Origin of the sequence: Paenibacillus sp. NPDC058174 (genome assembly GCF_042883865.1) — a bacterium.
GTDB lineage: Bacteria > Bacillota > Bacilli > Paenibacillales > Paenibacillaceae > Pristimantibacillus.
Genome location: NZ_JBHVUY010000014.1, coordinates 44,298 through 66,851 on the forward strand (window position 1 = coordinate 44,298; position 22,554 = coordinate 66,851).

38 protein-coding genes are annotated in these 22,554 nt (G+C 48.9%); 36 read left to right on the forward strand and 2 right to left on the reverse strand.

The features are described from left to right. The first annotated feature begins 45 nt into the window (after positions 1-45). The 33 genes from rpsS to ACFVVF_RS28905 all read left to right on the forward strand — a co-directional run bounded on the left by rpsS (position 46) and on the right by ACFVVF_RS28905 (position 18,851). The gene (gene rpsS, locus ACFVVF_RS28745; protein ID WP_042171439.1) at positions 46-324 is read left to right on the forward strand and encodes a 30S ribosomal protein S19; all 279 of its coding nucleotides are present in this window, start codon (positions 46-48) and stop codon (positions 322-324) included. A gap of 42 nt (positions 325-366) precedes the next feature. Next, positions 367-702, forward strand: coding sequence for a 50S ribosomal protein L22 (rplV, locus tag ACFVVF_RS28750; protein WP_387816695.1), 336 nt, complete (start codon positions 367-369; stop codon positions 700-702). 13 nt (positions 703-715) lie between these two features. Then, positions 716-1,378 carry a 30S ribosomal protein S3 gene (gene rpsC / locus ACFVVF_RS28755; protein WP_387816697.1) on the forward strand — a complete coding sequence of 221 codons (663 nt, stop codon included), beginning with the start codon at positions 716-718 and terminating at the stop codon, positions 1,376-1,378. 2 nt (positions 1,379-1,380) lie between these two features. After that, positions 1,381-1,815, forward strand: coding sequence for a 50S ribosomal protein L16 (rplP, locus tag ACFVVF_RS28760; protein WP_387816699.1), 435 nt, complete (start codon positions 1,381-1,383; stop codon positions 1,813-1,815). Next, positions 1,805-2,008: a 50S ribosomal protein L29 gene (gene rpmC / locus ACFVVF_RS28765; protein WP_387816701.1), complete on the forward strand. Its 204-nt coding sequence runs from the start codon at positions 1,805-1,807 to the stop codon at positions 2,006-2,008. Before rplP ends, rpmC begins: the two co-directional genes overlap by 11 nt. 42 nt (positions 2,009-2,050) lie before the next feature. Beyond that, positions 2,051-2,314 carry a 30S ribosomal protein S17 gene (gene rpsQ / locus ACFVVF_RS28770; protein ID WP_015847215.1) on the forward strand — a complete coding sequence of 88 codons (264 nt, stop codon included), beginning with the start codon at positions 2,051-2,053 and terminating at the stop codon, positions 2,312-2,314. An 87-nt stretch (positions 2,315-2,401) separates the two neighbouring features. Further along, positions 2,402-2,770, forward strand: a complete 369-nt coding sequence (gene rplN / locus ACFVVF_RS28775) for a 50S ribosomal protein L14 (protein WP_015847214.1) — start codon at positions 2,402-2,404, stop codon at positions 2,768-2,770. Between the two features lie 110 nt (positions 2,771-2,880). After that, positions 2,881-3,234 carry a 50S ribosomal protein L24 gene (gene rplX / locus ACFVVF_RS28780; RefSeq protein ID WP_387816704.1) on the forward strand — a complete coding sequence of 118 codons (354 nt, stop codon included), beginning with the start codon at positions 2,881-2,883 and terminating at the stop codon, positions 3,232-3,234. 31 nt (positions 3,235-3,265) lie between these two features. Then, positions 3,266-3,808 carry a 50S ribosomal protein L5 gene (gene rplE / locus ACFVVF_RS28785; protein WP_042171426.1) on the forward strand — a complete coding sequence of 181 codons (543 nt, stop codon included), beginning with the start codon at positions 3,266-3,268 and terminating at the stop codon, positions 3,806-3,808. Between the two features lie 26 nt (positions 3,809-3,834). After that, complete coding sequence (locus ACFVVF_RS28790; RefSeq protein ID WP_013312154.1) at positions 3,835-4,020, forward strand: type Z 30S ribosomal protein S14; 186 nt, start codon at positions 3,835-3,837, stop codon at positions 4,018-4,020. A gap of 31 nt (positions 4,021-4,051) precedes the next feature. Next, complete coding sequence (gene rpsH, locus ACFVVF_RS28795; RefSeq protein WP_387816706.1) at positions 4,052-4,450, forward strand: 30S ribosomal protein S8; 399 nt, start codon at positions 4,052-4,054, stop codon at positions 4,448-4,450. A 31-nt stretch (positions 4,451-4,481) separates the two neighbouring features. After that, positions 4,482-5,024 carry a 50S ribosomal protein L6 gene (gene rplF, locus ACFVVF_RS28800; protein WP_387816708.1) on the forward strand — a complete coding sequence of 181 codons (543 nt, stop codon included), beginning with the start codon at positions 4,482-4,484 and terminating at the stop codon, positions 5,022-5,024. Positions 5,025-5,085: 61 nt separating this feature from the next. Further along, positions 5,086-5,454: a 50S ribosomal protein L18 gene (gene rplR, locus ACFVVF_RS28805; protein ID WP_387816710.1), complete on the forward strand. Its 369-nt coding sequence runs from the start codon at positions 5,086-5,088 to the stop codon at positions 5,452-5,454. A gap of 29 nt (positions 5,455-5,483) precedes the next feature. Then, positions 5,484-5,984 carry a 30S ribosomal protein S5 gene (gene rpsE, locus ACFVVF_RS28810; RefSeq protein ID WP_042171418.1) on the forward strand — a complete coding sequence of 167 codons (501 nt, stop codon included), beginning with the start codon at positions 5,484-5,486 and terminating at the stop codon, positions 5,982-5,984. A gap of 13 nt (positions 5,985-5,997) precedes the next feature. Continuing rightward, positions 5,998-6,177 carry a 50S ribosomal protein L30 gene (rpmD, locus tag ACFVVF_RS28815; protein WP_042171416.1) on the forward strand — a complete coding sequence of 60 codons (180 nt, stop codon included), beginning with the start codon at positions 5,998-6,000 and terminating at the stop codon, positions 6,175-6,177. A gap of 41 nt (positions 6,178-6,218) precedes the next feature. Further along, positions 6,219-6,659: a 50S ribosomal protein L15 gene (gene rplO / locus ACFVVF_RS28820; protein WP_042171414.1), complete on the forward strand. Its 441-nt coding sequence runs from the start codon at positions 6,219-6,221 to the stop codon at positions 6,657-6,659. Then, positions 6,660-7,961, forward strand: coding sequence for a preprotein translocase subunit SecY (gene secY, locus ACFVVF_RS28825; RefSeq protein ID WP_387816713.1), 1,302 nt, complete (start codon positions 6,660-6,662; stop codon positions 7,959-7,961). Between the two features lie 90 nt (positions 7,962-8,051). Beyond that, the gene (locus ACFVVF_RS28830) at positions 8,052-8,702 is read left to right on the forward strand and encodes an adenylate kinase (protein WP_387816715.1); all 651 of its coding nucleotides are present in this window, start codon (positions 8,052-8,054) and stop codon (positions 8,700-8,702) included. Then, positions 8,702-9,460, forward strand: a complete 759-nt coding sequence (gene map, locus ACFVVF_RS28835) for a type I methionyl aminopeptidase (RefSeq protein WP_387816717.1) — start codon at positions 8,702-8,704, stop codon at positions 9,458-9,460. The genes ACFVVF_RS28830 and map overlap by 1 nt, the downstream gene beginning before the upstream one ends. Before the next feature lie 5 nt (positions 9,461-9,465). Then, entirely contained in the window at positions 9,466-9,747 is a 282-nt protein-coding gene (locus tag ACFVVF_RS28840; RefSeq protein ID WP_042171405.1) for a KOW domain-containing RNA-binding protein, read from the forward strand. 2 nt (positions 9,748-9,749) lie between these two features. Next, a complete protein-coding gene (infA, locus tag ACFVVF_RS28845; RefSeq protein WP_015847200.1) occupies positions 9,750-9,965 on the forward strand; it encodes a translation initiation factor IF-1 in 216 nt (71 codons plus the stop codon). A 43-nt stretch (positions 9,966-10,008) separates the two neighbouring features. Further along, entirely contained in the window at positions 10,009-10,122 is a 114-nt protein-coding gene (gene rpmJ / locus ACFVVF_RS28850; protein WP_003333770.1) for a 50S ribosomal protein L36, read from the forward strand. 17 nt (positions 10,123-10,139) lie between these two features. Continuing rightward, positions 10,140-10,508 carry a 30S ribosomal protein S13 gene (gene rpsM / locus ACFVVF_RS28855; RefSeq protein WP_042171401.1) on the forward strand — a complete coding sequence of 123 codons (369 nt, stop codon included), beginning with the start codon at positions 10,140-10,142 and terminating at the stop codon, positions 10,506-10,508. 20 nt (positions 10,509-10,528) lie between these two features. Next, complete coding sequence (gene rpsK / locus ACFVVF_RS28860) at positions 10,529-10,924, forward strand: 30S ribosomal protein S11 (RefSeq protein WP_042171398.1); 396 nt, start codon at positions 10,529-10,531, stop codon at positions 10,922-10,924. A gap of 125 nt (positions 10,925-11,049) precedes the next feature. Then, complete coding sequence (locus ACFVVF_RS28865; protein WP_042171396.1) at positions 11,050-11,994, forward strand: DNA-directed RNA polymerase subunit alpha; 945 nt, start codon at positions 11,050-11,052, stop codon at positions 11,992-11,994. Between the two features lie 45 nt (positions 11,995-12,039). Next, a complete protein-coding gene (rplQ, locus tag ACFVVF_RS28870; protein WP_042171395.1) occupies positions 12,040-12,405 on the forward strand; it encodes a 50S ribosomal protein L17 in 366 nt (121 codons plus the stop codon). A gap of 442 nt (positions 12,406-12,847) precedes the next feature. Next, positions 12,848-13,594, forward strand: a complete 747-nt coding sequence (gene truA, locus ACFVVF_RS28875; RefSeq protein WP_387816721.1) for a tRNA pseudouridine(38-40) synthase TruA — start codon at positions 12,848-12,850, stop codon at positions 13,592-13,594. Positions 13,595-13,786: 192 nt separating this feature from the next. Next, positions 13,787-14,224 (forward strand): 50S ribosomal protein L13, encoded by a 438-nt coding sequence (rplM, locus tag ACFVVF_RS28880; protein ID WP_042171388.1) that lies wholly within the window; start codon positions 13,787-13,789, stop codon positions 14,222-14,224. A gap of 18 nt (positions 14,225-14,242) precedes the next feature. Then, positions 14,243-14,635: a 30S ribosomal protein S9 gene (gene rpsI / locus ACFVVF_RS28885; RefSeq protein WP_042171387.1), complete on the forward strand. Its 393-nt coding sequence runs from the start codon at positions 14,243-14,245 to the stop codon at positions 14,633-14,635. Between the two features lie 238 nt (positions 14,636-14,873). Further along, on the forward strand, positions 14,874-15,569 hold the full coding sequence (locus ACFVVF_RS28890; protein WP_387816724.1) for a phosphoadenylyl-sulfate reductase: 696 nt from the start codon (positions 14,874-14,876) through the stop codon (positions 15,567-15,569). A gap of 33 nt (positions 15,570-15,602) precedes the next feature. Continuing rightward, positions 15,603-16,769, forward strand: coding sequence for a sulfate adenylyltransferase (gene sat, locus ACFVVF_RS28895; RefSeq protein WP_387816726.1), 1,167 nt, complete (start codon positions 15,603-15,605; stop codon positions 16,767-16,769). A gap of 152 nt (positions 16,770-16,921) precedes the next feature. Further along, complete coding sequence (gene cwlD, locus ACFVVF_RS28900; RefSeq protein WP_387816728.1) at positions 16,922-17,689, forward strand: N-acetylmuramoyl-L-alanine amidase CwlD; 768 nt, start codon at positions 16,922-16,924, stop codon at positions 17,687-17,689. A gap of 73 nt (positions 17,690-17,762) precedes the next feature. Then, a complete protein-coding gene (locus tag ACFVVF_RS28905; protein ID WP_387816729.1) occupies positions 17,763-18,851 on the forward strand; it encodes an Mrp/NBP35 family ATP-binding protein in 1,089 nt (362 codons plus the stop codon). An 85-nt stretch (positions 18,852-18,936) separates the two neighbouring features. Here the strand turns inward: ACFVVF_RS28905 and gerD are convergent, their stop codons facing one another. Continuing rightward, positions 18,937-19,635 (reverse strand): spore germination lipoprotein GerD, encoded by a 699-nt coding sequence (gene gerD / locus ACFVVF_RS28910; protein ID WP_387816731.1) that lies wholly within the window; start codon positions 19,633-19,635, stop codon positions 18,937-18,939. Between the two features lie 174 nt (positions 19,636-19,809). On the opposite strand from gerD, the gene ACFVVF_RS28915 reads away from it, so the two are divergent. Next, positions 19,810-20,430 carry a KinB-signaling pathway activation protein gene (locus tag ACFVVF_RS28915; protein WP_387816733.1) on the forward strand — a complete coding sequence of 207 codons (621 nt, stop codon included), beginning with the start codon at positions 19,810-19,812 and terminating at the stop codon, positions 20,428-20,430. A gap of 24 nt (positions 20,431-20,454) precedes the next feature. On the opposite strand, the gene pdaB is transcribed toward ACFVVF_RS28915, so the two are convergent. Then, positions 20,455-21,264: a polysaccharide deacetylase family sporulation protein PdaB gene (gene pdaB / locus ACFVVF_RS28920; RefSeq protein WP_042171376.1), complete on the reverse strand. Its 810-nt coding sequence runs from the start codon at positions 21,262-21,264 to the stop codon at positions 20,455-20,457. Between the two features lie 88 nt (positions 21,265-21,352). On the opposite strand from pdaB, the gene ACFVVF_RS28925 reads away from it, so the two are divergent. Together ACFVVF_RS28925 and ACFVVF_RS28930 are read left to right on the forward strand one after the other, a co-directional pair. Next, on the forward strand, positions 21,353-22,012 hold the full coding sequence (locus ACFVVF_RS28925) for a stage II sporulation protein M (RefSeq protein WP_387816736.1): 660 nt from the start codon (positions 21,353-21,355) through the stop codon (positions 22,010-22,012). Between the two features lie 115 nt (positions 22,013-22,127). Next, a complete protein-coding gene (locus ACFVVF_RS28930; RefSeq protein WP_015847185.1) occupies positions 22,128-22,349 on the forward strand; it encodes a hypothetical protein in 222 nt (73 codons plus the stop codon). Positions 22,350-22,554 lie beyond the last annotated feature (205 nt).

The window sequence follows — 22,554 nt, forward strand, 5'->3', positions numbered from 1 at the left end:
TAACCGCTTGATACAAGCTACGTTTCTGCGAAGGGAGGACTCCGAATGGGTCGCAGTTTGAAAAAAGGACCGTTTATTGACGGCCACCTGCTCAAAAAGGTCGAGGAACTGAACGAAAGCAACAAAAAAGTCGTGATCAAAACTTGGTCGCGCCGCTCGACGATTTTCCCGCAATTCATTGGACACACAATTGCGGTGTATGACGGCCGTAAACACGTGCCGGTTTATGTAACAGAAGACATGGTAGGACACAAGTTCGGTGAATTTGCACCAACTCGTACGTACAAAGGCCATGACGACGATAAGAAAACGGGCAGACGTTAATTTGCCCACTATCTTTTATGAATGTTGAGAGGAGGTTCATCCATGCCAGAAGCTAAAGCGCACGTAAATTTCGTACGTATTGCTCCTCGTAAAGCACAGCTGGTTGTCGATTTGATTCGCGGCAAAAAGGTTGGCGAAGCGATCGCTATTTTGCGTCACACGCCGAAATCTGCTTCCCCGATTGTTGAGAAGTTGCTGAACTCTGCTATTGCTAACGCTGAGCACAACTACCAATTGGATGTGAACAAACTGGTTATCACGCAAGTATTCGTGAACCAAGGTCCGACAATGAAACGTTTCCGCCCTCGTGCTATGGGACGTGCAAGCCGGATCAACAAAAGAACCAGCCACATCACTTTGGTGGTATCTGAAAAATAAGGAGGGATAACGTGTGGGTCAAAAGGTAAATCCAATCGGTTTGCGTGTAGGGATTATCCGTGATTGGGAATCCAAATGGTACGCAGGCAAAGATTTCGGCGATCTTCTTCTTGAAGACGTGAAAATTCGTGAGTACCTGAAGAACAAACTGAAAGATGCGGCAGTATCCCACATCGAGATCGAGCGCGCGGCTAACCGCGTTAACGTGACGATTCAAACAGCTAAGCCGGGCATGGTTATCGGCAAAGGCGGTTCCGAAGTGGAAAACCTGCGCACGGAGCTTGGCAAGATCACTAAAGGCAAAAAAGTACACATTAACATTTCCGAAATCAAACAAGCAGATCTGGACGCTATTCTTGTAGCTGAAAGCATCGCGCAACAACTTGAGCGTCGCGTTTCATTCCGTCGTGCTTTGAAACAAGCGATCCAACGTTCGATGCGTGCAGGCGCTAAAGGGATCAAAACTGCGGTTAGCGGTCGTCTCGGCGGTGCTGAAATTGCTCGTTCGGAAGGCTACAGCGAAGGAACAGTTCCGCTTCATACGCTGCGTGCTGATATTGACTATGGCACAGCTGAAGCGCATACGACTTACGGCCGTATCGGCGTAAAAGTATGGATCTATCGCGGTGAAGTCCTTCCAGCTAAGAAGAAAGCTCCCCAGGAAGGAGGCAACTAATTATGTTGGTACCTAAACGTGTCAAACACCGCAAACAACAACGCGGTCACATGAAAGGTCGCGCTAAAGGCGGCACTGACGTAGCTTTCGGCGAATACGGCCTGCAAGCACTTGAGCCTTCATGGATCACTAACCGTCAGATCGAAGCGGCTCGTATCGCTATGACTCGCTACATCAAACGTGGCGGTAAAGTATGGATTAAGATTTTCCCTGATAAGCCGATCACTCAAAAGCCTCTCGAGGTTCGTATGGGTAGCGGTAAAGGTAACGTTGAGAAGTGGGTTGCAGTAGTCAAACCTGGCAAAATCATGTTTGAGCTGGCTGGTGTCTCCGAAGAAATCGCTCGTGAAGCGATGCGCCTCGCGTCCCACAAACTCCCGATCAAAACGAAGTTCGTGAAACGCGAAGAAGTGGGTGGTGAAGCAAATGAAGGCTAGTGAATTTCGCAACCTTACCTCTGCTGAGATAGAACAAAAAATCGCTGGTTTTAAAGAAGAGCTCTTCAACCTTCGTTTCCAATTGGCTACCGGCCAACTGGAAAGCCCGACACGTATTCGTGACGTGCGTAAGAACATTGCTCGCGCTAAAACCATTTTGCATGAAAGAGAACTCGGTATAGCAGCTAACTAAGCTGACCTTGATCATACCAAGGTGTAAGGAAGGAGGAAGAACATGAGCGAACGCAATGCCCGCAAAGTTCAAATCGGAAAAGTCGTTAGCGATAAAATGGATAAAACAATCGTGGTTGCTGTAGAAACTTACAAAAAACATGATTTGTACCATAAACGCATCAAGTACACGAAGAAGTTCAAAGCGCATGATGAGAACAATCAAGCGAAAATTGGCGACATCGTGAAAATCATGGAGACTCGTCCGCTTTCGAAAGACAAACGCTTCAGACTGGTTGAAGTTGTTGAAGTGGCCGTTGTCCTTTAATACAAGCGACGCTTAGAACAATGAGTGATTTGAGCTACGTTCTTTTGAACATGGTTCAAAGATCCTGATGTAAAGGAGGACGTTAAAATGATTCAACCATTTACTCGTTTGCGAGTTGCTGATAACTCTGGTGCGAAAGAACTGATGTGTATTCGTGTTCTTGGCGGTACTGGACGCCGTGTCGGTGCAATCGGCGATCTGATCGTGTGCTCCGTCAAACAAGCAACACCAGGCGGCGTTGTCAAAAAAGGTGATGTAGTAAAAGCGGTTATCGTTCGTACGAAGCGTGCGGTTCGTCGTAAAGACGGTTCCTACATCGCATTCGACGAGAATGCAGCGGTTATCGTTAAAGAAGATAAGAGCCCTCGCGGCACTCGTATCTTTGGACCAGTTGCCCGTGAGCTGCGCGATAAAGATTTCATGAAAATCGTATCGCTTGCTCCAGAGGTTATCTAATGTACACCCCACAAAGTGAAGCGTAGTCTTGAAGATGATTCCGAATACTTTGCGGGGGCCCCGATAGAATGCTTAACGCTTAAAGCTTAAGTGAGCAGGAGGTGTAATCAATGCCAAGACTGAAAAAAATTCTTGAATCGCACAACAACAAATTGCACGTCAAAAAAGACGACACGGTCATCGTCATCTCCGGTAAGGACAAAGGCAAAAAAGGCCGTGTAATCGCTGCGTATCCGCGTGAAAACCGCGTACTCGTAGAAGGCGTCAATATGGTGAAGAAGCATACTCGCCCTTCGCAGGTTAACCCGCAAGGCGGTATTATTGAGCAAGAAGCTCCGATTCACGTATCGAACGTAATGCACATTGATCCGAAGAGCGGCAAAGTAACTCGTATCGGATACAAAGTGCTGGACAACGGCAAAAAAGTCCGGATCGCTAAACGTTCCGGCGAAGTGATCGACTAATCGTTAACCGTAGGAAAGGAGGTCCATGAAAATGGCTGCAAGAATGAAAGATCGTTTTCTTAATGACATTACGCCTGCTCTAATGCAGAAGTTCAACTATACGACTGTAATGCAAGTGCCGAAAATCGAGAAAGTCGTAATCAACATGGGTGTTGGCGAAGCAGTTGCTAACTCCAAAGTGCTTGATGTGGCTGTCGAAGAGCTTCGCATCATTTCCGGTCAAAAACCTGTTGTTACTCGCGCGAAGAAGTCCATTGCCGGCTTTAAACTTCGTGAGAACATGCCGATTGGGGTTAAAGTAACACTGCGCGGTGAGCGCATGTACTACTTCCTTGACAAGCTGTTCAACATTTCGCTCCCACGCGTTCGTGACTTCCGCGGTGTGTCGACGAAAGCATTCGACGGACGCGGTAACTACACGCTTGGCTTGAAAGAGCAATTGATCTTCCCAGAGATCGAGTACGATAAGGTCGATAAAGTTCGTGGTATGGACATCGTTATCGTCACTACGGCAAAAACGGACGAAGAATCTCGTGAACTGCTGACCCAATTGGGCATGCCGTTCGCGAAGTAATCCACTTTTAGGAGGTGTAATACCCAGTGGCAAAAACTTCGATGAAAGTGAAGCAACAACGTACACCGAAATTTAAAGTGCGTGCATACACGCGCTGTGAACGTTGTGGCCGTCCGCACTCTGTTTTGCAAAAGTTTAAAATTTGCCGGATTTGTTTCCGCGAGTTAGCATACAAAGGCCAGATTCCTGGCGTTAAAAAAGCAAGCTGGTAATCAGCCTAGTTCGGGAAGGAGGTTAACACAAATGGTTATGTCTGATCCGATTGCAGATATGCTGACGCGCATTCGCAACGCGAATGTCGTTCGTCACGAAACCGTGGAAATGCCCGCTTCGAAAGTTAAGAAGCAAATCGCTGAAATTCTGAAGCGCGAGGGCTTTATCCGCGATGCTGAATATATCGAGGACAACAAACAAGGGATTATCCGTATTTTCTTGAAATACGGCCCTAACCAAGAGCGCGTTATCACTGGTTTGAAACGTATTTCGAAACCAGGTCTGCGTGTTTATACAAAATCGACTGAAGTCCCTCGCGTGTTGGGCGGTCTGGGAATTGCTATCATTTCCACGTCCAAAGGGATTGTCACCGATAAAGAAGCTCGTCAAAGCAAAGCTGGCGGCGAAGTCGTCTGCTACGTTTGGTAAGTAACAAGTCACAACGATTGGAGGTGTAACAATGTCCCGTATTGGTCGTAAACCAATCCAAGTGCCTAACGGCGTATCCATCAACTTGGACAACACAGTCATTACCGTTAAAGGACCGAAAGGTACGCTGTCCCGCGAACTGCACAAAGACATGAAAATCAATGTTGCGGAGAGCGAGATCGTAGTAGAACGTCCTTCTGACAATAAATTGCATCGTTCCCTGCACGGAACGACACGCAGCGTCATCGCTAACATGGTGAGCGGCGTTACTGAAGGGTTCTCGAAAAATTTGGAGCTCGTAGGTGTAGGTTACCGTGCTAACAAAACTGGCGATAAGATCGTTCTTAACGTTGGTTACTCCCACCCTGTGGAGATCACTCCTGAGCAAGGCATTGAGTTCGATGTTCCTGCGAACACGAAAATCACGGTTCGCGGTATCGACAAAGAGCGCGTAGGCGCTGTTGCTGCTCAAATCCGCTCCGTACGTGAGCCTGAGCCTTACAAAGGCAAAGGTATCAAGTATGAAGGCGAACGCATCATCCGCAAAGAAGGTAAAGCTGGTAAGAAGAAATAAGCAGTCTGATTGGGCTGCTTAAAATAGCGGTATAAGGCATAAGGAAAGGAGTGAACCTTGAATGATTACGAAAGGCGATAAAAACAAGGCTCGTCTGAAAAGACACTTGCGTGTTCGTAAAAAAATCACTGGAACGGTTGCTCGTCCGCGTCTCTCGGTGTTCCGTTCTTCCAAGCACATCTACGCTCAACTGATTGATGATGTGAATGGCGTAACTGTAGCATCGGCATCCACGCTGGATAAAGAACTGGCTACAGCGATCGGCAACGGCGGCAGCGTTGAGGCTGCTCGTAAGGTCGGCGAATTGGTAGCACAACGTGCAAAAGCGAAAGGTCATACGGCAATCGTATTTGACCGTGGTGGCTACTTGTATCATGGCAGAATTCAGGCGCTTGCTGACGCAGCTCGCGAAGCTGGTCTGGAATTCTAGTCGAATTTACTTAAAAGGAGGTAAACGACTTGCGTATAGATCCGAATACGTTGGGTGAACTGACTGAAAAAGTGGTTCATATCAACCGCGTAGCAAAAGTAGTAAAAGGCGGACGCCGTTTTAGCTTTAGCGCGCTCGTAGTTGTCGGCGACGGCCAAGGTCACGTCGGCGCAGGGATCGGTAAAGCAGGCGAAGTACCAGATGCGATTCGCAAAGGTATCGAAGATGCTAAGAAAAACCTGATCCACGTACCACTCGTTGGTACAACTATTCCTCACCTTGTGCTTGGTCACTTCGGCGCTGGTGAAGTTCTTCTGAAACCAGCTTCCAAAGGTACTGGTGTTATCGCCGGCGGCCCAGTTCGTGCAGTACTTGAACTGGCTGGTGTAGGCGATATTTTGACGAAATCCCTCGGTTCTTCGAACTCCATGAACATGGTTAACGCAACGCTCGAAGGTCTTTCCCGTCTGAAACGTGCGGAAGACGTTGCGAAGCTTCGCGGAAAAACTGTCGAAGAGCTGTTAGGTTAAGGAGGGAAATAAGATGGCAAAATTGCAAATCACCCTCGTTCGCAGTTTGATCGGCCGCAACGAGAAACAACGCGCAACCGTCGAATCGTTCGGTCTTCGCAAGATTCGTCAATCGGTTGTACTGAACGACAGCCCAGCCGTTCGCGGTATGGTTAGCTCGGTTAGCCACTTGATCAAAGTCGAAGAAGTTTAGTAATAGATGCAAGCAGAAATCTATAAGGAGGTGCAAGAACGATGAAATTGCATGAACTCGCACCAGCACCAGGCTCTAAGCAAGTTAACAAGCGCAAAGGCCGCGGTATTGGCTCCGGTAACGGCAAAACAGCAGGCAGAGGCCACAAAGGTCAAAACGCTCGTTCCGGCGGCGGTGTACGCCCTGGTTTCGAGGGTGGTCAAAACCCATTGTACCGTCGTCTTCCGAAACGTGGTTTCAACAACCGTTTCCGCAAAGAATATGCCGTAGTCAACATTGAAGAATTGAACAGCTTTGCAGCAGGTACCGAAGTTACTCCACAAGTTCTTCTTGAGCAGGGGATTGTTAAAAATCCACTCGCAGGTATTAAGATTTTGGGTAATGGCGAAATCCAGGTTCAACTGACTGTAAAAGCAAGTAAATTCTCTCAATCTGCGGTAGAGAAGATCCAGGCTGCCGGCGGTAAAACCGAGGTGATCTAATTGTTCAAAACCGTGTCCAACATTTGGAAAGTGGAGGATTTGCGCAAGCGGATCCTGTTCACCCTTTTCATTCTGCTCGTATATCGCATCGGTGCGTTCATTCCGGTGCCAGGTGTTGACAAGAACGTATTCAAACAAGTAGACGCTGCTGGCGCTGATATGTTTGGTTTGCTAAACACTTTTTCCGGCGGTGCGCTCTTCCAATTCTCTATTTTTGCTATCGGCATAACGCCTTACATCACAGCGTCGATCATCGTTCAGCTGTTATCGATGGATGTTATTCCGAAGTTTGCGGAATGGGCGAAGGAAGGCGAGAACGGGAAGAAGAAGCTCGCTCAAATCACGCGTTACGGCACGGTTATTCTTGGTTTGGTACAAGGTTTTGCAACAGCTGTTGGTTTCAACCGTCAATATAACAGCCAAATGATCCCGGGTGCTACATTCGTAGATTACCTGCTCATCGCGATCATATTGACAGCGGGTGTGTCCTTCCTGATGTGGCTCGGCGAACAGATTACGGAACGTGGTATCGGCAACGGTATTTCGATCCTGATCTTTGCGGCAATTGCAGCAGGTATTCCTGGACATATCCGTACGATCTACCAAGATCAATTCATTAACGCAGACGGCCAACTGTTCCTGAACATTGGCAAGATGGTTCTGATCCTTATCGCGATCATCGCAATCATCGTAGGCGTTATCTTCGTTCAGCAAGGCATTCGTAAAATCCCGGTTCAATACGCAAAGCGCGTAGTTGGTCGAAAAATGTACGGCGGACAGTCGACGCACATTCCGATGAAAGTGAACGGCGCTGGCGTTATTCCGGTCATTTTCGCGGTATCGCTCATTATGTTCCCGATCACGATTGCCCAGTTCTGGAACGGGGCGGGTTGGGCGAACTGGATCATTAACAATCTGTACTACGATCAGCCGCTTGGCATGGTGTTGTATGTATTGTTAATCATCGGTTTCACCTTCTTCTACACCTTCGTTCAAATTAATCCGGTTCAAATGGCGGATCAAATGAAGAAGAATGGCGGTTACATCCCAGGCATTCGTCCGGGTAAACCTACTTCCTCTTATCTGACTCGCGTTATGTCGCGGATTACATTGACGGGTGCAATTTTCCTAGCGGTTATTTCGATTCTTCCGGTGCTCTTCGGAACACTTGCTGGATTGCCGCGTACGGTGCAGCTCGGCGGCACCTCGCTTCTGATTGTTATCGGCGTTGCCCTTGACACGATGAAGCAAATCGAGAGCCAGTTGATCAAACGCCATTACAAAGGGTTTATCAATAAATAACAATAGGTTCTGATCGGGATTCCGTGTTCGTCGCATGCGATGTTGCGGAACCCGCATGAGCCTATTGTGCTTAAAGCGAGGAAGACGTCAATGAACATCTTATTCATGGGCCCTCCGGGAGCCGGCAAGGGAACGCAAGCTGAACGTATCGTTGCAGAGTTTGGCATTCCGCATATCTCTACTGGCGATGCATTCCGCCTTGCGATGAAACAAGGGACTCCGCTAGGTCTCAAAGCGAAAGAGTATGTCGATCAAGGGCTGCTCGTTCCCGATGAGATTACGAACGGGATTGTAAAAGAACGTCTCGCACTGGACGACTGCAACAAAGGGTTTTTGCTTGACGGCTTTCCACGCACATTGCAGCAGGCTGAAGCGCTTGATGTAATGCTCGCGGAATTGAACCGGGGCATTGACCACGTTATTAATTTAAAAGTTGACCGCGGCTTTCTGCTCGCTCGTTTGACGGGAAGACGCATCTGCAAAGCATGCGGCTCGACCTACCATGTGATTTTCAATCCGCCGAAGCAAGAAGGCGTCTGCGACAAATGCGGCGGCGAATTGTATCAACGGTCGGACGATACGGAAGAGAAAGTCGGCACGCGGCTTGACGAATATATTTCCAAAACCGCTCCGCTTCTTGACTATTACAACGGTAAAAATCTTCTTCGCGAAGTCGACGGCGAGAAAGAAATCGATGCGGTTACGGCCGACATCGTGACTCTCTTGCGAGGTTCATTGTAATGATCATTTGCAAATCCGATTCGGAGCTGCAAGTGATGAGGGAAGCCGGCCGCATTGTAGCGGAGACGCATCAGTTAATGAAAGAGGCGGTAAAGCCTGGGGTTACGACACTAGAGCTTGACCAAATCGCTGAAGCGTATATTCGCAGCAAAGGCGCCGTTCCATCCTTTAAAGGTTACAATGGTTTTCCTTCCAGCATTTGCGCTTCTGTGAATGACGAGCTGGTGCACGGCTTTCCGGGAACCCGAACGTTGAACGAAGGCGATATTATAAGCATAGACATCGGCGCGCAGTACAACGGCTTTCATGGCGATTCCGCTTGGACCTATAAGGTCGGAGAGGTATCGGATGAAGTGGCTAAGCTGCTCGAGGTGACGGAGCAATCGCTGTACGCAGCGCTTGCACTCATTCGTCCGGATGTTCGATTGTTTACCGTATCGCATGCGGTGCAACAGGTGGTCGAAGCGGCCGGCTTCTCGGTCGTACGCGAATTTGTCGGACACGGAATCGGCAGGGACCTTCATGAGGAACCGCAGATACCGAATTACGGCTTACCGGATCGCGGGCCAAAGCTAAAGCCGGGAATGGTGCTTTGCATCGAACCTATGGTCAACATCGGCGAACGATATGTACGCACGCTTGAAGACAATTGGACGGTCGTAACGGAAGACGGTTCATGGTGCGCTCATTACGAGCATACTGTAGCCGTAACGGAGGACGGTTTTGAAATTTTGACGATGCTGCCGAAATCGGGGTAATCCATATGGAGAAACAGCCGCAGGTCGGACAAATCGTTAAGGTGCTTCGGGGAAAAGATGAGAACAGCTATGCGATCATCCTGACTGTCGTAGACGAGCGATTCGTTATGATCGTTGACGGTGATAAGCGGCGATTCGATCAGCCGAAGAAGAAGAACGTTCTGCATCTCGAGTTACAACCCGTTATAAGCAGCGAAGTAACAGACAGCTTGCTTGAATCGGGCAGAGTGACCAATGCCAAGTTACGTTATGTGATTCAGAAGTACGCACATGCGAAAGGAGAATGACGGTGGCAAAGGAAGACGTCATTGAGGTCGAGGGTACGGTAATTGAACCGCTGCCGAATGCCATGTTCAAGGTGGAGCTGGAGAACGGTCATCAAATTCTCGCACATGTTTCCGGCAAGCTCAGAATGCATTTCATTCGGATTCTGACTGGGGACAAAGTGGTTATACAGTTATCGCCTTATGATTTATCCAGAGGGCGCATCACCTATCGGAAGTAGACCGGCAGCGGTATGCTTGCGAAGGATTCGGGAGGTAATCACAATGAAGGTTAGACCTTCGGTAAAGCCGATCTGCGAAAAATGCAAAGTCATTCGTCGCAAAGGCAACGTTATGGTGATTTGTGAAAATCCGAAACACAAACAAAAACAAGGATAAAGGAGGGACTTAGGCATATGGCACGTATAGCTGGTGTAGACTTGCCGCGTGACAAACGCGTCGTGATCGCCCTGACATACATTTTCGGTATTGGCACAACAACTTCGCAAAAGCTGATCAGCACAGCAGGCGTTAATCCTGACACTCGTGTTCGGGATTTGACTGAAGATGAGCTGGCAAAATTGCGCGAAGCAATTGACAAATCCGTTAAAGTAGAAGGCGACCTGCGTCGTGAAATCTCGCTTAACATTAAACGCCTGATCGAAATCGGTTGCTACCGTGGTGTTCGTCACCGTCGCGGCTTGCCTGTTCGCGGTCAACGCACGAAAACGAATGCGCGTACGCGTAAAGGTCCTCGTCGGACTGTAGCTAACAAGAAGAAATAATAAAGGGGTGAAATAGGACAATGGCAAAACCTAAAAAAGTCGTTCGTACAAAACGTCGTGACCGTAAAAATATTGAATCTGGCGTAGCGCACATCCGCTCGACATTCAATAACACGATCGTAACGATCACTGACCCGCACGGCAACGCAATTTCGTGGGCAAGCTCCGGTAACATGGGCTTTAAGGGTTCCCGTAAAAGCACGCCGTTTGCAGCGCAAATGGCAGCGGAATCCGCAGCTAAAGCAGCTATGGAGCATGGCATGAAAGCTGTAGAGGTAATGGTTAAAGGTCCTGGCGCAGGCCGCGAAGCAGCGATTCGTTCGCTTCAAGCAGCTGGCCTCGAAGTTAACCTGATTAAAGACGTAACGCCAGTTCCTCACAACGGATGCCGTCCGCCGAAACGTCGTCGCGTATAGTTGATTCACTGTGGTATCAAATAACTGCAACTTGTGAATAATGGTTGTGAAGGTTTGGCATACTACGAGATTTGACTAAAAAAACGGTATGGTAACGGAGCGACGTTTGAAGGAGGGTACTATTAGTGATTGAGATCGAAAAGCCGAAAATCGAGACCGTAGATTTGAGCGATGATGGAGCATACGGACGTTTCATCGTTGAGCCGCTGGAGCGCGGATACGGGACGACGCTGGGAAATTCGCTTCGCCGAATTTTGCTGTCGTCGCTGCCGGGCGCAGCTGTGACATCCGTTCAAATCGACGGAGTGCTTCACGAGTTCTCCACGGTTCCAGGAGTGATTGAGGACGTTACCGAAATCATTCTGAACCTGAAAGGCCTCTCGTTGAAAATCCACTCTGATGAAGAAAAGGTGTTGGAAATCGACGCTGAAGGCGATGGAATCGTTACGGCTGGCGACATTCGAGCTGATAGCGATGTCGAGATTTTGAACCCTGATCTTCATATCGCGACCTTGGCCTCCGGTGCGCGCCTCCATATGCGAATTTTCGCTAATCGGGGACGCGGATACGTGCAAGCGGACCGCAACAAAAGGGACGATCAACCGATTGGGGTTATTCCCGTTGACTCGATTTATACGCCAATTACGCGTGTAAATTACAGCGTTGAGAATACTCGCGTTGGTCAAGTAACCAACTACGACAAATTAACACTTGAAGTATGGACCGATGGCAGTATTCGACCGGAAGAGGCCGTGAGCCTCGGCGCAAAAATTCTGACGGAACATTTGGATCTCTTCGTTGGTCTGACTGACGAAGCCAAAGACGCAGAAATTATGGTCGAGAAGGAAGAAGACAAAAAAGAGAAAGTTCTGGAGATGACTATCGAGGAACTGGATCTTTCCGTACGTTCTTACAACTGCTTGAAACGCGCTGGCATCAACACGGTTCAAGAGCTGATCACGAAATCCGAAGAGGACATGATGAAGGTTCGCAACTTGGGCCGCAAGTCGCTTGAGGAAGTTCAAGAGAAGCTGGAAGAGCTGGGTCTTGGCCTTCGCATGGAAGAGTAGCAAGAACATCTAGTACAGACTTTAGGCAAGGGAGGGGAAATCAAGATGGCATATCAAAAATTGGGCCGTGACGCTAGTGCACGGAAAGCTTTGTTCCGTGACCTCGTTACTGACCTGTTCCTTTATGAGCGTATTCAAACAACGGAAGCGAAAGCGAAAGAAGTTCGTTCGATCGCTGAAAAGCTGATCACGAAAGCAAAGAAAGGTGACTTGCACGCTCGTCGCCAAGTAGCTGCTTTTGTTCGTCGTGAGACTATTGATGGAGAGCAAGATGCAATCCAAAAACTGTTCTCCGAGCTGGCCACCCGTTACTCGGAACGTGCGGGCGGATACACGCGGATTCTGAAACTGGGACCCCGCCGTGGCGACTCTGCGCCAATGGTGTATTTGGAACTGGTTGACCGCGCGTAACACATGCACATTTAGCTGAAGCCGCCTTAGGGCGGTACAGCTGTTTGGGCTGTGGTAGATAAAGGGTGGACCCTTGCGGCCACCTTTTTTTATTGCCCTTTGCCGGTGCGTGTGAAGCTGCGTGAAAGCATTGAGAGATGCATGAGGTACTGCTTGAAGCATTTATGAAGACAGCAATTCGGTACTGCATGAAAGGTTTGACTTACGATCGCCATTGCTCGCGGATTTCATCGATTACAGCCGCGCTGCGGCAGAAATCCGCTCACAAAAGCGAACGCTGCGCTTCTTCAGTTCAAACCTTTCATTCCGTACCCGATGCTCATTTTCATAAAGTTCACAACAGACCTTTAGCTATTTCTCATAGCTTTCACTGCGCTTCGCCTGAGCGGCAGGGCGATAAAGAAAGAAGGAGCAAGGGTCTTGTGGGGAAAGAGGTGTCGAGATGAGGAATTTATGCGCGACGGTAAGTTATGAAGGGACGGAGTTCAACGGCTTTCAATCGCAGCCGTACGGTCGTACCGTGCAGCAGGAGATTGAAAAGGCGATTCAAGCGCTGACAGGGGAAGATATTCTTATTCTCGGTTCGGGAAGAACGGATGCCGGCGTACATGCGCAAGGACAAGTGTTCAACTTTGCAACGGAATCAACGATTCCTGCAGAACGTTGGGCCATTGCGCTGAATACAAGGCTCCCTAAAGATATTGTGATCCTGGAAGTGCATGAAGTATCGCTGTCTTTTCATTCCAGACGTTCTGCGAAACGGAAGACGTACCGGTACACGATCGATACGGGGAAGTTTCCGAACGTGTTCGAGCGCCGCTATGCGTTTCATCATCCGATGCGCCTTCAAGTGGAAGCGATGCAAGAAGGGTTGAAGCATTTGATTGGCGAGCATGACTTTACGTCATTCACCTCCATTCATTCAACCAAACCGCATCATATACGGATCGTATATGATGCGTATTTCGAGCAGCAGGGCTCGATGCTTCATATGTACATTACCGGCAACGGCTTTCTGTACAATATGGTTCGGGTTATTATGGGAACCTTGCTTCAAGTCGGCCAAGGAAAGCGGCAGCCTGCAGACATGAAACGCATCTTAGAAGGGCGAAGCAGAGCCTTGGCAGGACCGACAGCAATGTCCCATGGACTCATGCTCATGAACGTCGAATACCCGGCTGAAGCTTGAAGAAAAATCACGTAAACTGCTTGCTTTAGGCTACTTTGTATAGTAGAATATAACTTGTGCTTTCTTAGTGGCTATCCCACAGCCCCGACTGAGAATTCACAAACTTGGCGAGCAACATCAGATTAATAACAAACGTGAAACGTTGTTTATAAAATTAAAACTTTACTGTAAACGAATCAAGGAGGATCATCCATGCGTACCACCTATATGGCTAAGCCAAATGAAGTTGAGCGTAAATGGTACATCATCGATGCGGAAGGCAAAACGCTCGGTCGTCTTGCTTCTGAAGCTGCCAGCCTGATCCGCGGCAAGCACAAACCGCAATTTACGCCTCACGTTGACACAGGCGACTTCGTAGTCGTAGTTAACGCTGACAAAATTGTTTTGACTGGTAAGAAAATGCAAAACAAAAACTACTACCGTCATTCCGGATACTCAGGCGGCCTTAAAGTAACGCCTGCTCACGAAATGATCGCTAAAAAAGCTGACCGCGTAATCGAACTGGCTGTTCACGGCATGTTGCCAAAAACACGTCAAGGTAACGCAATGAAGCTTAGACTTAAAGCATACGCTGGTTCGGAGCATCCGCATCAAGCACAAAATCCAGAAGTTTACGAACTTCGCGGCTAATAAGGGGAGGACAGTTTCATGGCTCAAGTGCAATACTATGGAACGGGTCGTCGTAAACACTCTGTCGCACGTGTACGTCTTGTGCCGGGTGAAGGACGAATCATTGTTAATAAACGCGATCTGAACGAATATTTTGGTCTGGAAACGCTGAAGCTTATCGTTAAGCAACCGCTCGTACTGACTGACACGCTTGCAAAATACGACGTGCTCGTAATTGCAAACGGCGGCGGTATGTCCGGTCAAGCAGGCGCTATCCGTCATGGCATTTCCCGCGCACTTCTGAAAGTTGACGCTGAACTGCGTCCAGCTCTGAAACGTGCAGGATTCCTGACTCGTGACCCACGTATGAAAGAACGTAAAAAATACGGTCTTAAAGCGGCTCGTCGCGCGCCACAATTCTCGAAACGTTAATTTCTTGTTTCAAGGAAAATCAAACCTCTGGCCTTATTGGTCGGAGGTTTTTTTGTTGTTTAAAGCTGGTTTCTCCCGACGACACGCAGCGAACGTCTCCCGGAACCCGGGTAGACGAACCTTTTACAAGGACTTTATTTCATTTTGAACAAAACTTCTTGAACATTTTCTCGGGAGCAAGTATAATTTAATTAATAACATACGAAATTAGTAGGAATTTAACCATGGAGGGGCCAACATGAACTTATTCGAAAAAGAAGCGTTAGTGCAGCAAAAAGCGGTAGAGCTTGAAAATGCGACTGCGGAAGAGATTTTGGCGTATGCGGTAGAAGCATTCCCTAACATTACCTTTGCCTGCAGCTTTGGCGCGGAGGACGTTGTTCTCGTCGATATGCTGCAAAAAATAAGCCCGAAAACGGACATTTTCTACTTGGATACCGATTTCCACTTCAAAGAAACTTACGAGACGCGTGACCGTATGGTGGAGCGTTATCCTGGCATTCCCTTTGTTCGAGTGCAGCCGGTAATTACACCGGAAGAGCAAGCGGAGCAATTTGGTCCAGAGCTGTGGAAAAGCGATGCGAATCAATGCTGCAACATTCGGAAAGTTCAGCCCCTCACCAACATCTTGACGAAATATGATGCTTGGATTACAGGTATTCGCCGTGATCAAGCGCCAACCCGCGCCAATGCGAAAAAAGTAGAATATGATACAAAGTTCGGTCTCATAAAGTTCAACCCAATCGCAGGCTGGACAACAGAGGATGTATGGAACTACATCCGCGAGAATGACGTGATTTACAACCCGTTGCATGACAACCACTATCCGAGTATCGGCTGCGAGTATTGCACGCGTCAGGTTATGCCGGGAGAGGATCCTCGCGCGGGACGCTGGTCGGGTCAGGAAAAAACGGAATGCGGCTTGCATAAATAAGGATCTCGTCCAAAACGGGGAGGTACTTCTACTATGGCTCAAAGTTTACCTCATGGCGGCGTGCTTGTTAATCGTGTCGCTGAAGGCTCGCAGCGCGAACAACTGCTGAAAGAATCGGAAGGTCTGCAAAGCATCGTCATTAATGCGTGGACGGTATCCGATCTGGATTTGATCGGTGTAGGCGCATTTTCGCCGCTTACCGGCTTTTTGAATGAAGCGGATTATCATTCCGTAGTGGATCGTATGCGTCTTGCTGACGGTACGGTATGGAGCATTCCAATTACGTTAGCTGTTGAGGAAGCGAAAGCGGCGCAGCTGCAGGTTGGCGCTCGTGCTTCGCTGGTGGGCGAAGATGGCGTAACGTACGGCATTATCGATGTAGAGAGCATCTACTCGGTCGACCATAAGCATGAAGCGGTACAAGTGTTCAAAACCGACGACATGGAGCATCCTGGCGTTCAAAAGCTGTTGTCGCGTCCTTCCACATACGTAGGCGGCGCTATTACCGTATTGAATCGTCCGCAGCCGGAGAAGTTTGGTGAGTTCTACTTCGATCCAAGTGAAACACGCCGGATTTTTGCCGAGAAGGGCTGGAAAACGGTCGTTGGTTTCCAGACTCGCAACCCGGTCCACCGGGCGCATGAATATATTCAAAAAACGGCGATGGAAATCGTGGATGCTCTGTTTCTTAATCCGCTCGTCGGCGAGACGAAAACGGATGATGTACCCGCTAACGTACGGATGACGAGTTATCTCGCGCTGTTGGAGAACTACTACCCGAGCGATCGCGTATTTTTGGGCGTATTCCCGGCGGCTATGCGCTATGCGGGTCCGCGCGAAGCGATCTTCCATGCGCTTGTACGGAAAAACTATGGCTGCAGTCACTTTATTGTCGGCCGTGATCACGCTGGTGTAGGCGACTATTACGGCACTTATGAAGCGCAAGATTTGCTCAAAACCATTCCAGTCGAGGATCTCGGCATTACGCCGCTTTACTTCGAGCACAGCTTCTTCTGCACGAAATGCGGCAATATGGCGACGACGAAAACTTGCCCGCATGGCAAGGAAGATCATCTGACCCTGTCGGGAACGAAGGTTCGCGCATTGCTGCGTGATGGCATTTGCCCGCCGCCAGAATTCTCCCGTCCTGAAGTTGCTAAAATTCTAATTGAAGGCATGAAAGAACAGTCTGTCGGCTAATAACCGGACAACCGGAATGAAGCTTGACTCGCTTTCCTTGCGTTCCGAACTCATAAACGACCATCTCGTCCCATATAAATGATAGAGAGCTTATCCATCCATGGTTAGTGGTGAAGAGGCTATCATTTGAAAGGGGACGGGGTGGTTTTTTTATGCGCCGGATAAAAGGGCGGTTTGTCGTATGGATGACCTACAAGGGAGTGCTTCGGCTGACAGCGGGAGCGGTTGCCCTTGTATTGACATGGTTTATTTTCACACAGGGCAATCCTGTTATTCGAACCTCCACGTATTGGACGCTGCCGCTGTCAGGCAAGACCATTGCAATCGATGCGGGACATGGCGGTGTAGACGGAGGAGCTGTGAGCAAGCAGGGCATCGTTGAGAAAGATTTGAATTTGGCTATTGCCCTATACTTAAGGGATTACCTGCAGCAAGCAGGGGCTATTGTCACTATGACGCGGGAAGGGGATTACGATCTGGCGAGCGGTGACACGCGTGCGTACAGCAAGCGCAAGACCGAGGACTTGCAGCGCAGAGTAGGTCAAATCAAAGACAGCGGCGCAACGCTTGCGGTAAGCATTCACATGAACAGTATTCCGTCGGCAAAATGGTCAGGCGCACAAACGTTCTACCACCCGGATAATCATCCGGAGAACCAAGGGCTGGCGTTATTGATCCAGGATGAAATCAAACGCAATCTTGAAAATACAAGCCGAGTGGCCGCGACGCAAAAAACAGTCTATTTGCTCAAGGAGCTGGATCATATTCCGACGGCACTTGTGGAAGTTGGCTTCTTGTCCAACCCGGGAGAAGCTTCGCAGCTGGCGGATGCTGATTATCAGCGGAAGGTGGCGGCATCGATTTATCAAGGCATTTTGCGTTATACGTCAGGGGAGAAGATTAGCCCGCCTGTAAACTAATCGCTGGCATTGTGTTATAATCATTATAAACAAGCGAATTAGCAGCATTACATATAAAAGGTGGGACATCCCTATGTTAACGCGAGAGCAGGCATTAGAAGCCGTCGGTTCAGTGACGGAAGCATATAGCGCGGATGCAGTGCAATTCCGCGATATCGTGGTAAAGGACCGTCAAGTTTCATTGACGGTCGTGTTGGCAAGCGCCGAGACGAAGCCGGCGCTTGAAACGGCGCTGCGCGAGGCGCTCACGCAAGCAGGCGCCGAGGCAGTGCATTTCCGCTTCCGCGAGGCGCAGCCAGCGCAAGGCGGCGGGGCAGGAGCAGCAGCAGCGGCGAACAAGCAGCCAGCGGCTGAAGCGGCTCCTGTGCAAGGTCACGGCGCGGGGCTGACCAGCTCACTGCTTGACCCAGAGAGCAAAGTGGAGTTTATCGCGGTTGCCAGCGGCAAGGGCGGGGTCGGCAAATCGACTGTAACGGTCAACCTGGCTGTGGCACTGGCTAGAAAAGGCAAGCGTGTCGGCATTATGGACGCCGACATCTACGGCTTCAGCGTACCGGATATGATGGGCATCGAGACGCGGCCGGAGCTGGTGAACGATCGGATCATTCCGATCGAGCGTTTTGGCGTAAAAGTCATTTCGATGGGCTTCTTCGTCGAAGACAACAGCCCGATTGTATGGCGCGGCCCGATGCTGGGCAAAATGCTGCGCAACTTTTTCTCCGAAATCGAGTGGGGCGAGCTGGACTATCTGCTGCTTGACCTGCCTCCGGGTACCGGAGACGTAGCACTGGATGTGCACCAGATCATTCCGCAAAGCAAAGAGATCATCGTAACCACACCGCATGCGACGGCAGCTTTCGTAGCAGCACGAGCGGGTGCGATGGCGATTAAGACGAATCATGAGATCATTGGCGTCGTTGAAAATATGGCCTACTACAAATGCAGCAAATGCGGGGAGCCGGAATATATATTCGGGCGCGGAGGCGGCGCGAGGTTAGCCGAGTCGCTTCATGCCGATTTGATGGCGCAAATTCCGCTTGGCCAGCCGGACAACCATATTTCAGAGCCGGATTTCTCGCCTTCAGTATACAAAGCTGAGTCGGAAACGGGACAGCTCTATCTGGAGTTAGCGGACCGGGTTATCGATCGCTGCGGTAAATAACACGACAAGCAAAAAGCCTCGGCTTTGCGATTATCGGCATAAGAACTTCCTGCCGGCACGCGAAGCTGAGGCTTTTTATATAAGGCTACGTGGATGAATCTTGGCCCTGCGAATCGCCGGAGCCTGAGTCCTCGGAATCGCCGGAATCGTCACCGCCCTGAGATTCTCCCGATTGACCGCCGCTCTTCTGGACCTTCTCATTTGGTTTAGGCTTGAGCTCCTCTTGAACGGCCTTCTTCATCAGATCCAGCACTTCCAGGCGGAACAGCGGATTTTGCATCGATTCCTGCATCAAAGACATAACTTGTTTTTTATATTGCGTACTTTGAAGAACATCAAGGATCATTTTATCCATTTCGGGACTTTTCATCACCTTGATTAATTCTTCCTGATAGCTTGGGTCTTTAAGCAGCTGCTTGTGAATGTCCTTATTCTGCTTATTGACCGCCTTAGCGAACTCGCCCGCGAAACGGGTGTCCGTCATTAATGTTTTGAGCACTTTATCATATTCTGGGGCAACCAGTACTTCCTTGACTGCCAGCCGTACCTGCTCTTGATCTTGAACGGATAGAAGCTTGGAGGCGCTGGCGTTGTAGCCGGACATTTGTGACGCGGACTCCTGCAGCGCCTTTTGCGCATCCTCCGTCTTCAGGATGTCGATTACCATCGATTTCATGTCTTTATAGCTTGTCTGCTGGCTTGATCCCGATGATTCGGCACCGCAGCTGGTCAGTACGAATGTTACGGCGCATACGGCCGTTAATAAAGCCCATTTTCTAAGCATGCTCCGTTTATCTCCCTTCTGTGGCATGACTGTTGTTATTATGAAGTAGTATGCTTTAAAGTTCACCGGATTATCATGCCTGCCGCTTAGCTTTTTCATGGGAACGTGTTAAAATAAAACTTGGTGAAATGGGTAGGTGTACCGGTTCACATAAAATTTAGGAGGGTCAGAATCGTGACTTTACGAAAATGGTTTTTTCTTTTCTGGAGCTGTATGGCGGTTGGCGCTGTCGTAACGGCTGTCTTCGGTTCCATTATGCGCGGATTGGATAGCGAATTTGGCGTAATGGGTCTGAACGCTGCGAGCATGAATGCTCTGATGATGGCGCTTGTCGGCCTTATGATGGGGGCATTTAGCCAGATGGGCTTCTTTGCTTATTTGACTTTGAATTATATTGCGTTAAGCGTTTTCCGCAAAAGCTATTTATGGAATGCGCTGCAAGGCTATACCACGCTGTTTGCTTTTGGCGGATTAGGATATCTGTTGTACGGGCAGCGGACGAATGACTGGTTTTTCTGGGTGCTGCCGTTAGGGCTGGCGATAGGCTCTCTTGCAGTAGCTTATGTAAAAGTGAAGCAAACCAATCGCAGCGCGTTTATTCCGACGCTGTTTCTGATGTTCTTTATTACCTTTATCGAGGCATGGCCTGCTCTTCAAGGCGAGACGAATATGACGGCCATCATTTTCATGATGATCCCGCTGTTCGCCTGCAACGCTTATCAAATTCTGATGCTGCCGCGCTTGCTGCAAAAAGAAGCAACCAGCCCTGCGCCATCCGCAAAGCCGGTTGCCTAATTGAGGCCTGAACCTCTGATTTCATTATTCTTCTGCAGCATTCAATCTTTCCGCCAGCGAAGTTGAAGTTGTTTTGTCTTTAACAGCGCTTCCTTGTGCTTCAGTCTGCGAGATCAATTCCGTAACGGATACGAAATCATAGCCTTTGGAGCGAAGCTGATCGATAATGGACGGGAGTGCTTCTGCAGTCTGCTTAGCGGAATCGCTTGCGTGCATGAGGACAATGTCACCGTTATGCGCGCGGCTTACGACTCGGTTAATGATTTTGTCAGTGCCGATGCTCATCCAGTCCATGGAATCGGTATCCCATTGGATGACTTTATAGTTGAGCTCTTCCGCGATGCGGAGCACCCGCTTGTCGAAATCTCCGTTAGGGAGACGGAGCAGATTCGGCTGTTTTCCCGTAATGTCGGACAAGATGGCATGCGCAGTCTTGATTTGGGTACGAATCTCATCATCGTTCAGCTTGCTGTAATTGTCGTGCTTATGGCCGTGGCTTCCGATCTCATAGCCGGCATCGAGAATTTTTTTGACGATATCCGGATGGGACTGGCTCCAAGGCGACGATAGGAAGAACGTAGCTTGCGTAATGCCTTTTTCCTTCAGCACTTGCAGGATGGGCTCCGTTCTTTTCTCTCCCCAACTGATATCGAAGGTCAGGGCAATTACTTTTTTCTCGGTTGGCACGCTGTAAATAGCAGCCGGCTGCTGCGGTGAGAAGACGGTGATGTTGTCCCGTTCAGCGTAAATAATACCGACGGAAAAAACCAGGGCCAGCGACAGCAGGAAGTAACGCTTAATTTTACGTCCGTTCAATACATAGAAGAAATTCATATCAGGCAGGCTCTCCTCTCTTTTGAAAGCTTGTTCTAGTACAATCTATGCTCGTACAACAAAGTTATTCATGCTTGTTCGAATTCCGGTGACGGAAGAGGGGGAGACGACCATATTTAAATGGAACGCCATTAGGGCGCACTTCAAAGCAATGGGGCCATATATTACGTTCGGATATATACTGTTCGCCGCTGGCATCTTCGTTGGCGGTACGAATACAGCATTCGCTAACTATCTGGAGCAGCAATTGGCTGCGCTGGGGGGACTGGCCAACACGCTGCAAGAGAGCAGCAATCCGACTCTGGCATTTATGGTCTTTATCTTTTTGAACAATGCCATCAAATCGGTCTTTATCATCTATATAGGTTCGTTCTTCGGACTGATCCCGATGTTCTTTCTTGTGCTGAATGGAATGGTCATCGGTTATCTGCTGCAGCATATCGCAGTTACAAGCGGTACGGGAGATATGTTCGTAACGCTTGTTGGCTTGCTGCCGCACGGTATTATTGAAATTCCGGCAATCGTAATCGCAAGTGCGTACGGGATGAAGTTTGGTGCTCTCGTATGGAAAATGCTGCTTGCGGCGATTCTGCCCAATCGTAAGGTAGGGGAAGCGGGAAAAGCGATTGAGTTTTTCGTCATCCGCAGCGTGCCGGTAGTCGTTATTCTTACAGTTGGTTTGCTTGTTGCAGCTGTAATTGAAAGTACGGTCAGCATTTGGTTGATGCAAATGATGAGACCTGTGTAATAAAATTCCTGTTTATTGTGCATAACAGTAAAGCGGCGTCGTGATGCGAAAGCGCGGGCGCCGTTTTTGTTGTCAACAGAACTCGGACCTTACCTTAGGAGGGCGCACAATAAACATGCTAGGAATTCTATTCAACGACAAAGAATGCAAAGAACTCGATTACGTCCTGCGCAAAGAATTAGATGAAATGCTGCTTGATCTCAATGACAATCGATTGGATGGAGATATTAAGCAAGCGATTACCCGCCGCTATAAAATCATCTTCCGGATGTATGCGCGAATTGCCTCCCCAAAAGAGCTATCCCGATACGCGCTGAATGTGCGTAATTACAGATAGAGATATCCATTAAAAAAGAATGAAAAAAAGTTTAAAAAAAGGGTTGCATTTAGTTGGGCATACATGATATATTATCTAAGTCGCCGCTGAGAGACAGTCGGTTGACACGGAAAAGAAATTGTTCTTTGAAAACTGAACAACGAGCGAAACTGCCCTGTTAATTCTAACGAATTAATGGAAAAGCGATAAAACAAAGTAATGAGCT

What these genes read in the sequence shown, in the direction of transcription:
- rpsS (WP_042171439.1), top strand. Translation starts at nt 46, where the DNA reads ATGGGTCGCAGTTTGAAAAAAGGACCGTTTATTGACGGCCACCTGCTC.
- rplV (WP_387816695.1), top strand. Translation starts at nt 367, where the DNA reads ATGCCAGAAGCTAAAGCGCACGTAAATTTCGTACGTATTGCTCCTCGT.
- rplP (WP_387816699.1), top strand. Translation starts at nt 1,381, where the DNA reads ATGTTGGTACCTAAACGTGTCAAACACCGCAAACAACAACGCGGTCAC.
- rpmC (WP_387816701.1), top strand. Translation starts at nt 1,805, where the DNA reads ATGAAGGCTAGTGAATTTCGCAACCTTACCTCTGCTGAGATAGAACAA.
- rpsQ (WP_015847215.1), top strand. Translation starts at nt 2,051, where the DNA reads ATGAGCGAACGCAATGCCCGCAAAGTTCAAATCGGAAAAGTCGTTAGC.
- rplN (WP_015847214.1), top strand. Translation starts at nt 2,402, where the DNA reads ATGATTCAACCATTTACTCGTTTGCGAGTTGCTGATAACTCTGGTGCG.
- rplX (WP_387816704.1), top strand. Translation starts at nt 2,881, where the DNA reads ATGCCAAGACTGAAAAAAATTCTTGAATCGCACAACAACAAATTGCAC.
- rplE (WP_042171426.1), top strand. Translation starts at nt 3,266, where the DNA reads ATGGCTGCAAGAATGAAAGATCGTTTTCTTAATGACATTACGCCTGCT.
- rpsH (WP_387816706.1), top strand. Translation starts at nt 4,052, where the DNA reads ATGGTTATGTCTGATCCGATTGCAGATATGCTGACGCGCATTCGCAAC.
- rplF (WP_387816708.1), top strand. Translation starts at nt 4,482, where the DNA reads ATGTCCCGTATTGGTCGTAAACCAATCCAAGTGCCTAACGGCGTATCC.
- rplR (WP_387816710.1), top strand. Translation starts at nt 5,086, where the DNA reads ATGATTACGAAAGGCGATAAAAACAAGGCTCGTCTGAAAAGACACTTG.
- rpmD (WP_042171416.1), top strand. Translation starts at nt 5,998, where the DNA reads ATGGCAAAATTGCAAATCACCCTCGTTCGCAGTTTGATCGGCCGCAAC.
- rplO (WP_042171414.1), top strand. Translation starts at nt 6,219, where the DNA reads ATGAAATTGCATGAACTCGCACCAGCACCAGGCTCTAAGCAAGTTAAC.
- ACFVVF_RS28830 (WP_387816715.1), top strand. Translation starts at nt 8,052, where the DNA reads ATGAACATCTTATTCATGGGCCCTCCGGGAGCCGGCAAGGGAACGCAA.
- map (WP_387816717.1), top strand. Translation starts at nt 8,702, where the DNA reads ATGATCATTTGCAAATCCGATTCGGAGCTGCAAGTGATGAGGGAAGCC.
- ACFVVF_RS28840 (WP_042171405.1), top strand. Translation starts at nt 9,466, where the DNA reads ATGGAGAAACAGCCGCAGGTCGGACAAATCGTTAAGGTGCTTCGGGGA.
- rpmJ (WP_003333770.1), top strand. Translation starts at nt 10,009, where the DNA reads ATGAAGGTTAGACCTTCGGTAAAGCCGATCTGCGAAAAATGCAAAGTC.
- rpsM (WP_042171401.1), top strand. Translation starts at nt 10,140, where the DNA reads ATGGCACGTATAGCTGGTGTAGACTTGCCGCGTGACAAACGCGTCGTG.
- rpsK (WP_042171398.1), top strand. Translation starts at nt 10,529, where the DNA reads ATGGCAAAACCTAAAAAAGTCGTTCGTACAAAACGTCGTGACCGTAAA.
- rplQ (WP_042171395.1), top strand. Translation starts at nt 12,040, where the DNA reads ATGGCATATCAAAAATTGGGCCGTGACGCTAGTGCACGGAAAGCTTTG.
- truA (WP_387816721.1), top strand. Translation starts at nt 12,848, where the DNA reads ATGAGGAATTTATGCGCGACGGTAAGTTATGAAGGGACGGAGTTCAAC.
- rplM (WP_042171388.1), top strand. Translation starts at nt 13,787, where the DNA reads ATGCGTACCACCTATATGGCTAAGCCAAATGAAGTTGAGCGTAAATGG.
- rpsI (WP_042171387.1), top strand. Translation starts at nt 14,243, where the DNA reads ATGGCTCAAGTGCAATACTATGGAACGGGTCGTCGTAAACACTCTGTC.
- ACFVVF_RS28890 (WP_387816724.1), top strand. Translation starts at nt 14,874, where the DNA reads ATGAACTTATTCGAAAAAGAAGCGTTAGTGCAGCAAAAAGCGGTAGAG.
- sat (WP_387816726.1), top strand. Translation starts at nt 15,603, where the DNA reads ATGGCTCAAAGTTTACCTCATGGCGGCGTGCTTGTTAATCGTGTCGCT.
- cwlD (WP_387816728.1), top strand. Translation starts at nt 16,922, where the DNA reads ATGCGCCGGATAAAAGGGCGGTTTGTCGTATGGATGACCTACAAGGGA.
- ACFVVF_RS28905 (WP_387816729.1), top strand. Translation starts at nt 17,763, where the DNA reads ATGTTAACGCGAGAGCAGGCATTAGAAGCCGTCGGTTCAGTGACGGAA.
- gerD (WP_387816731.1), bottom strand. Translation starts at nt 19,635, where the DNA reads ATGCTTAGAAAATGGGCTTTATTAACGGCCGTATGCGCCGTAACATTC.
- pdaB (WP_042171376.1), bottom strand. Translation starts at nt 21,264, where the DNA reads ATGAATTTCTTCTATGTATTGAACGGACGTAAAATTAAGCGTTACTTC.
- ACFVVF_RS28930 (WP_015847185.1), top strand. Translation starts at nt 22,128, where the DNA reads ATGCTAGGAATTCTATTCAACGACAAAGAATGCAAAGAACTCGATTAC.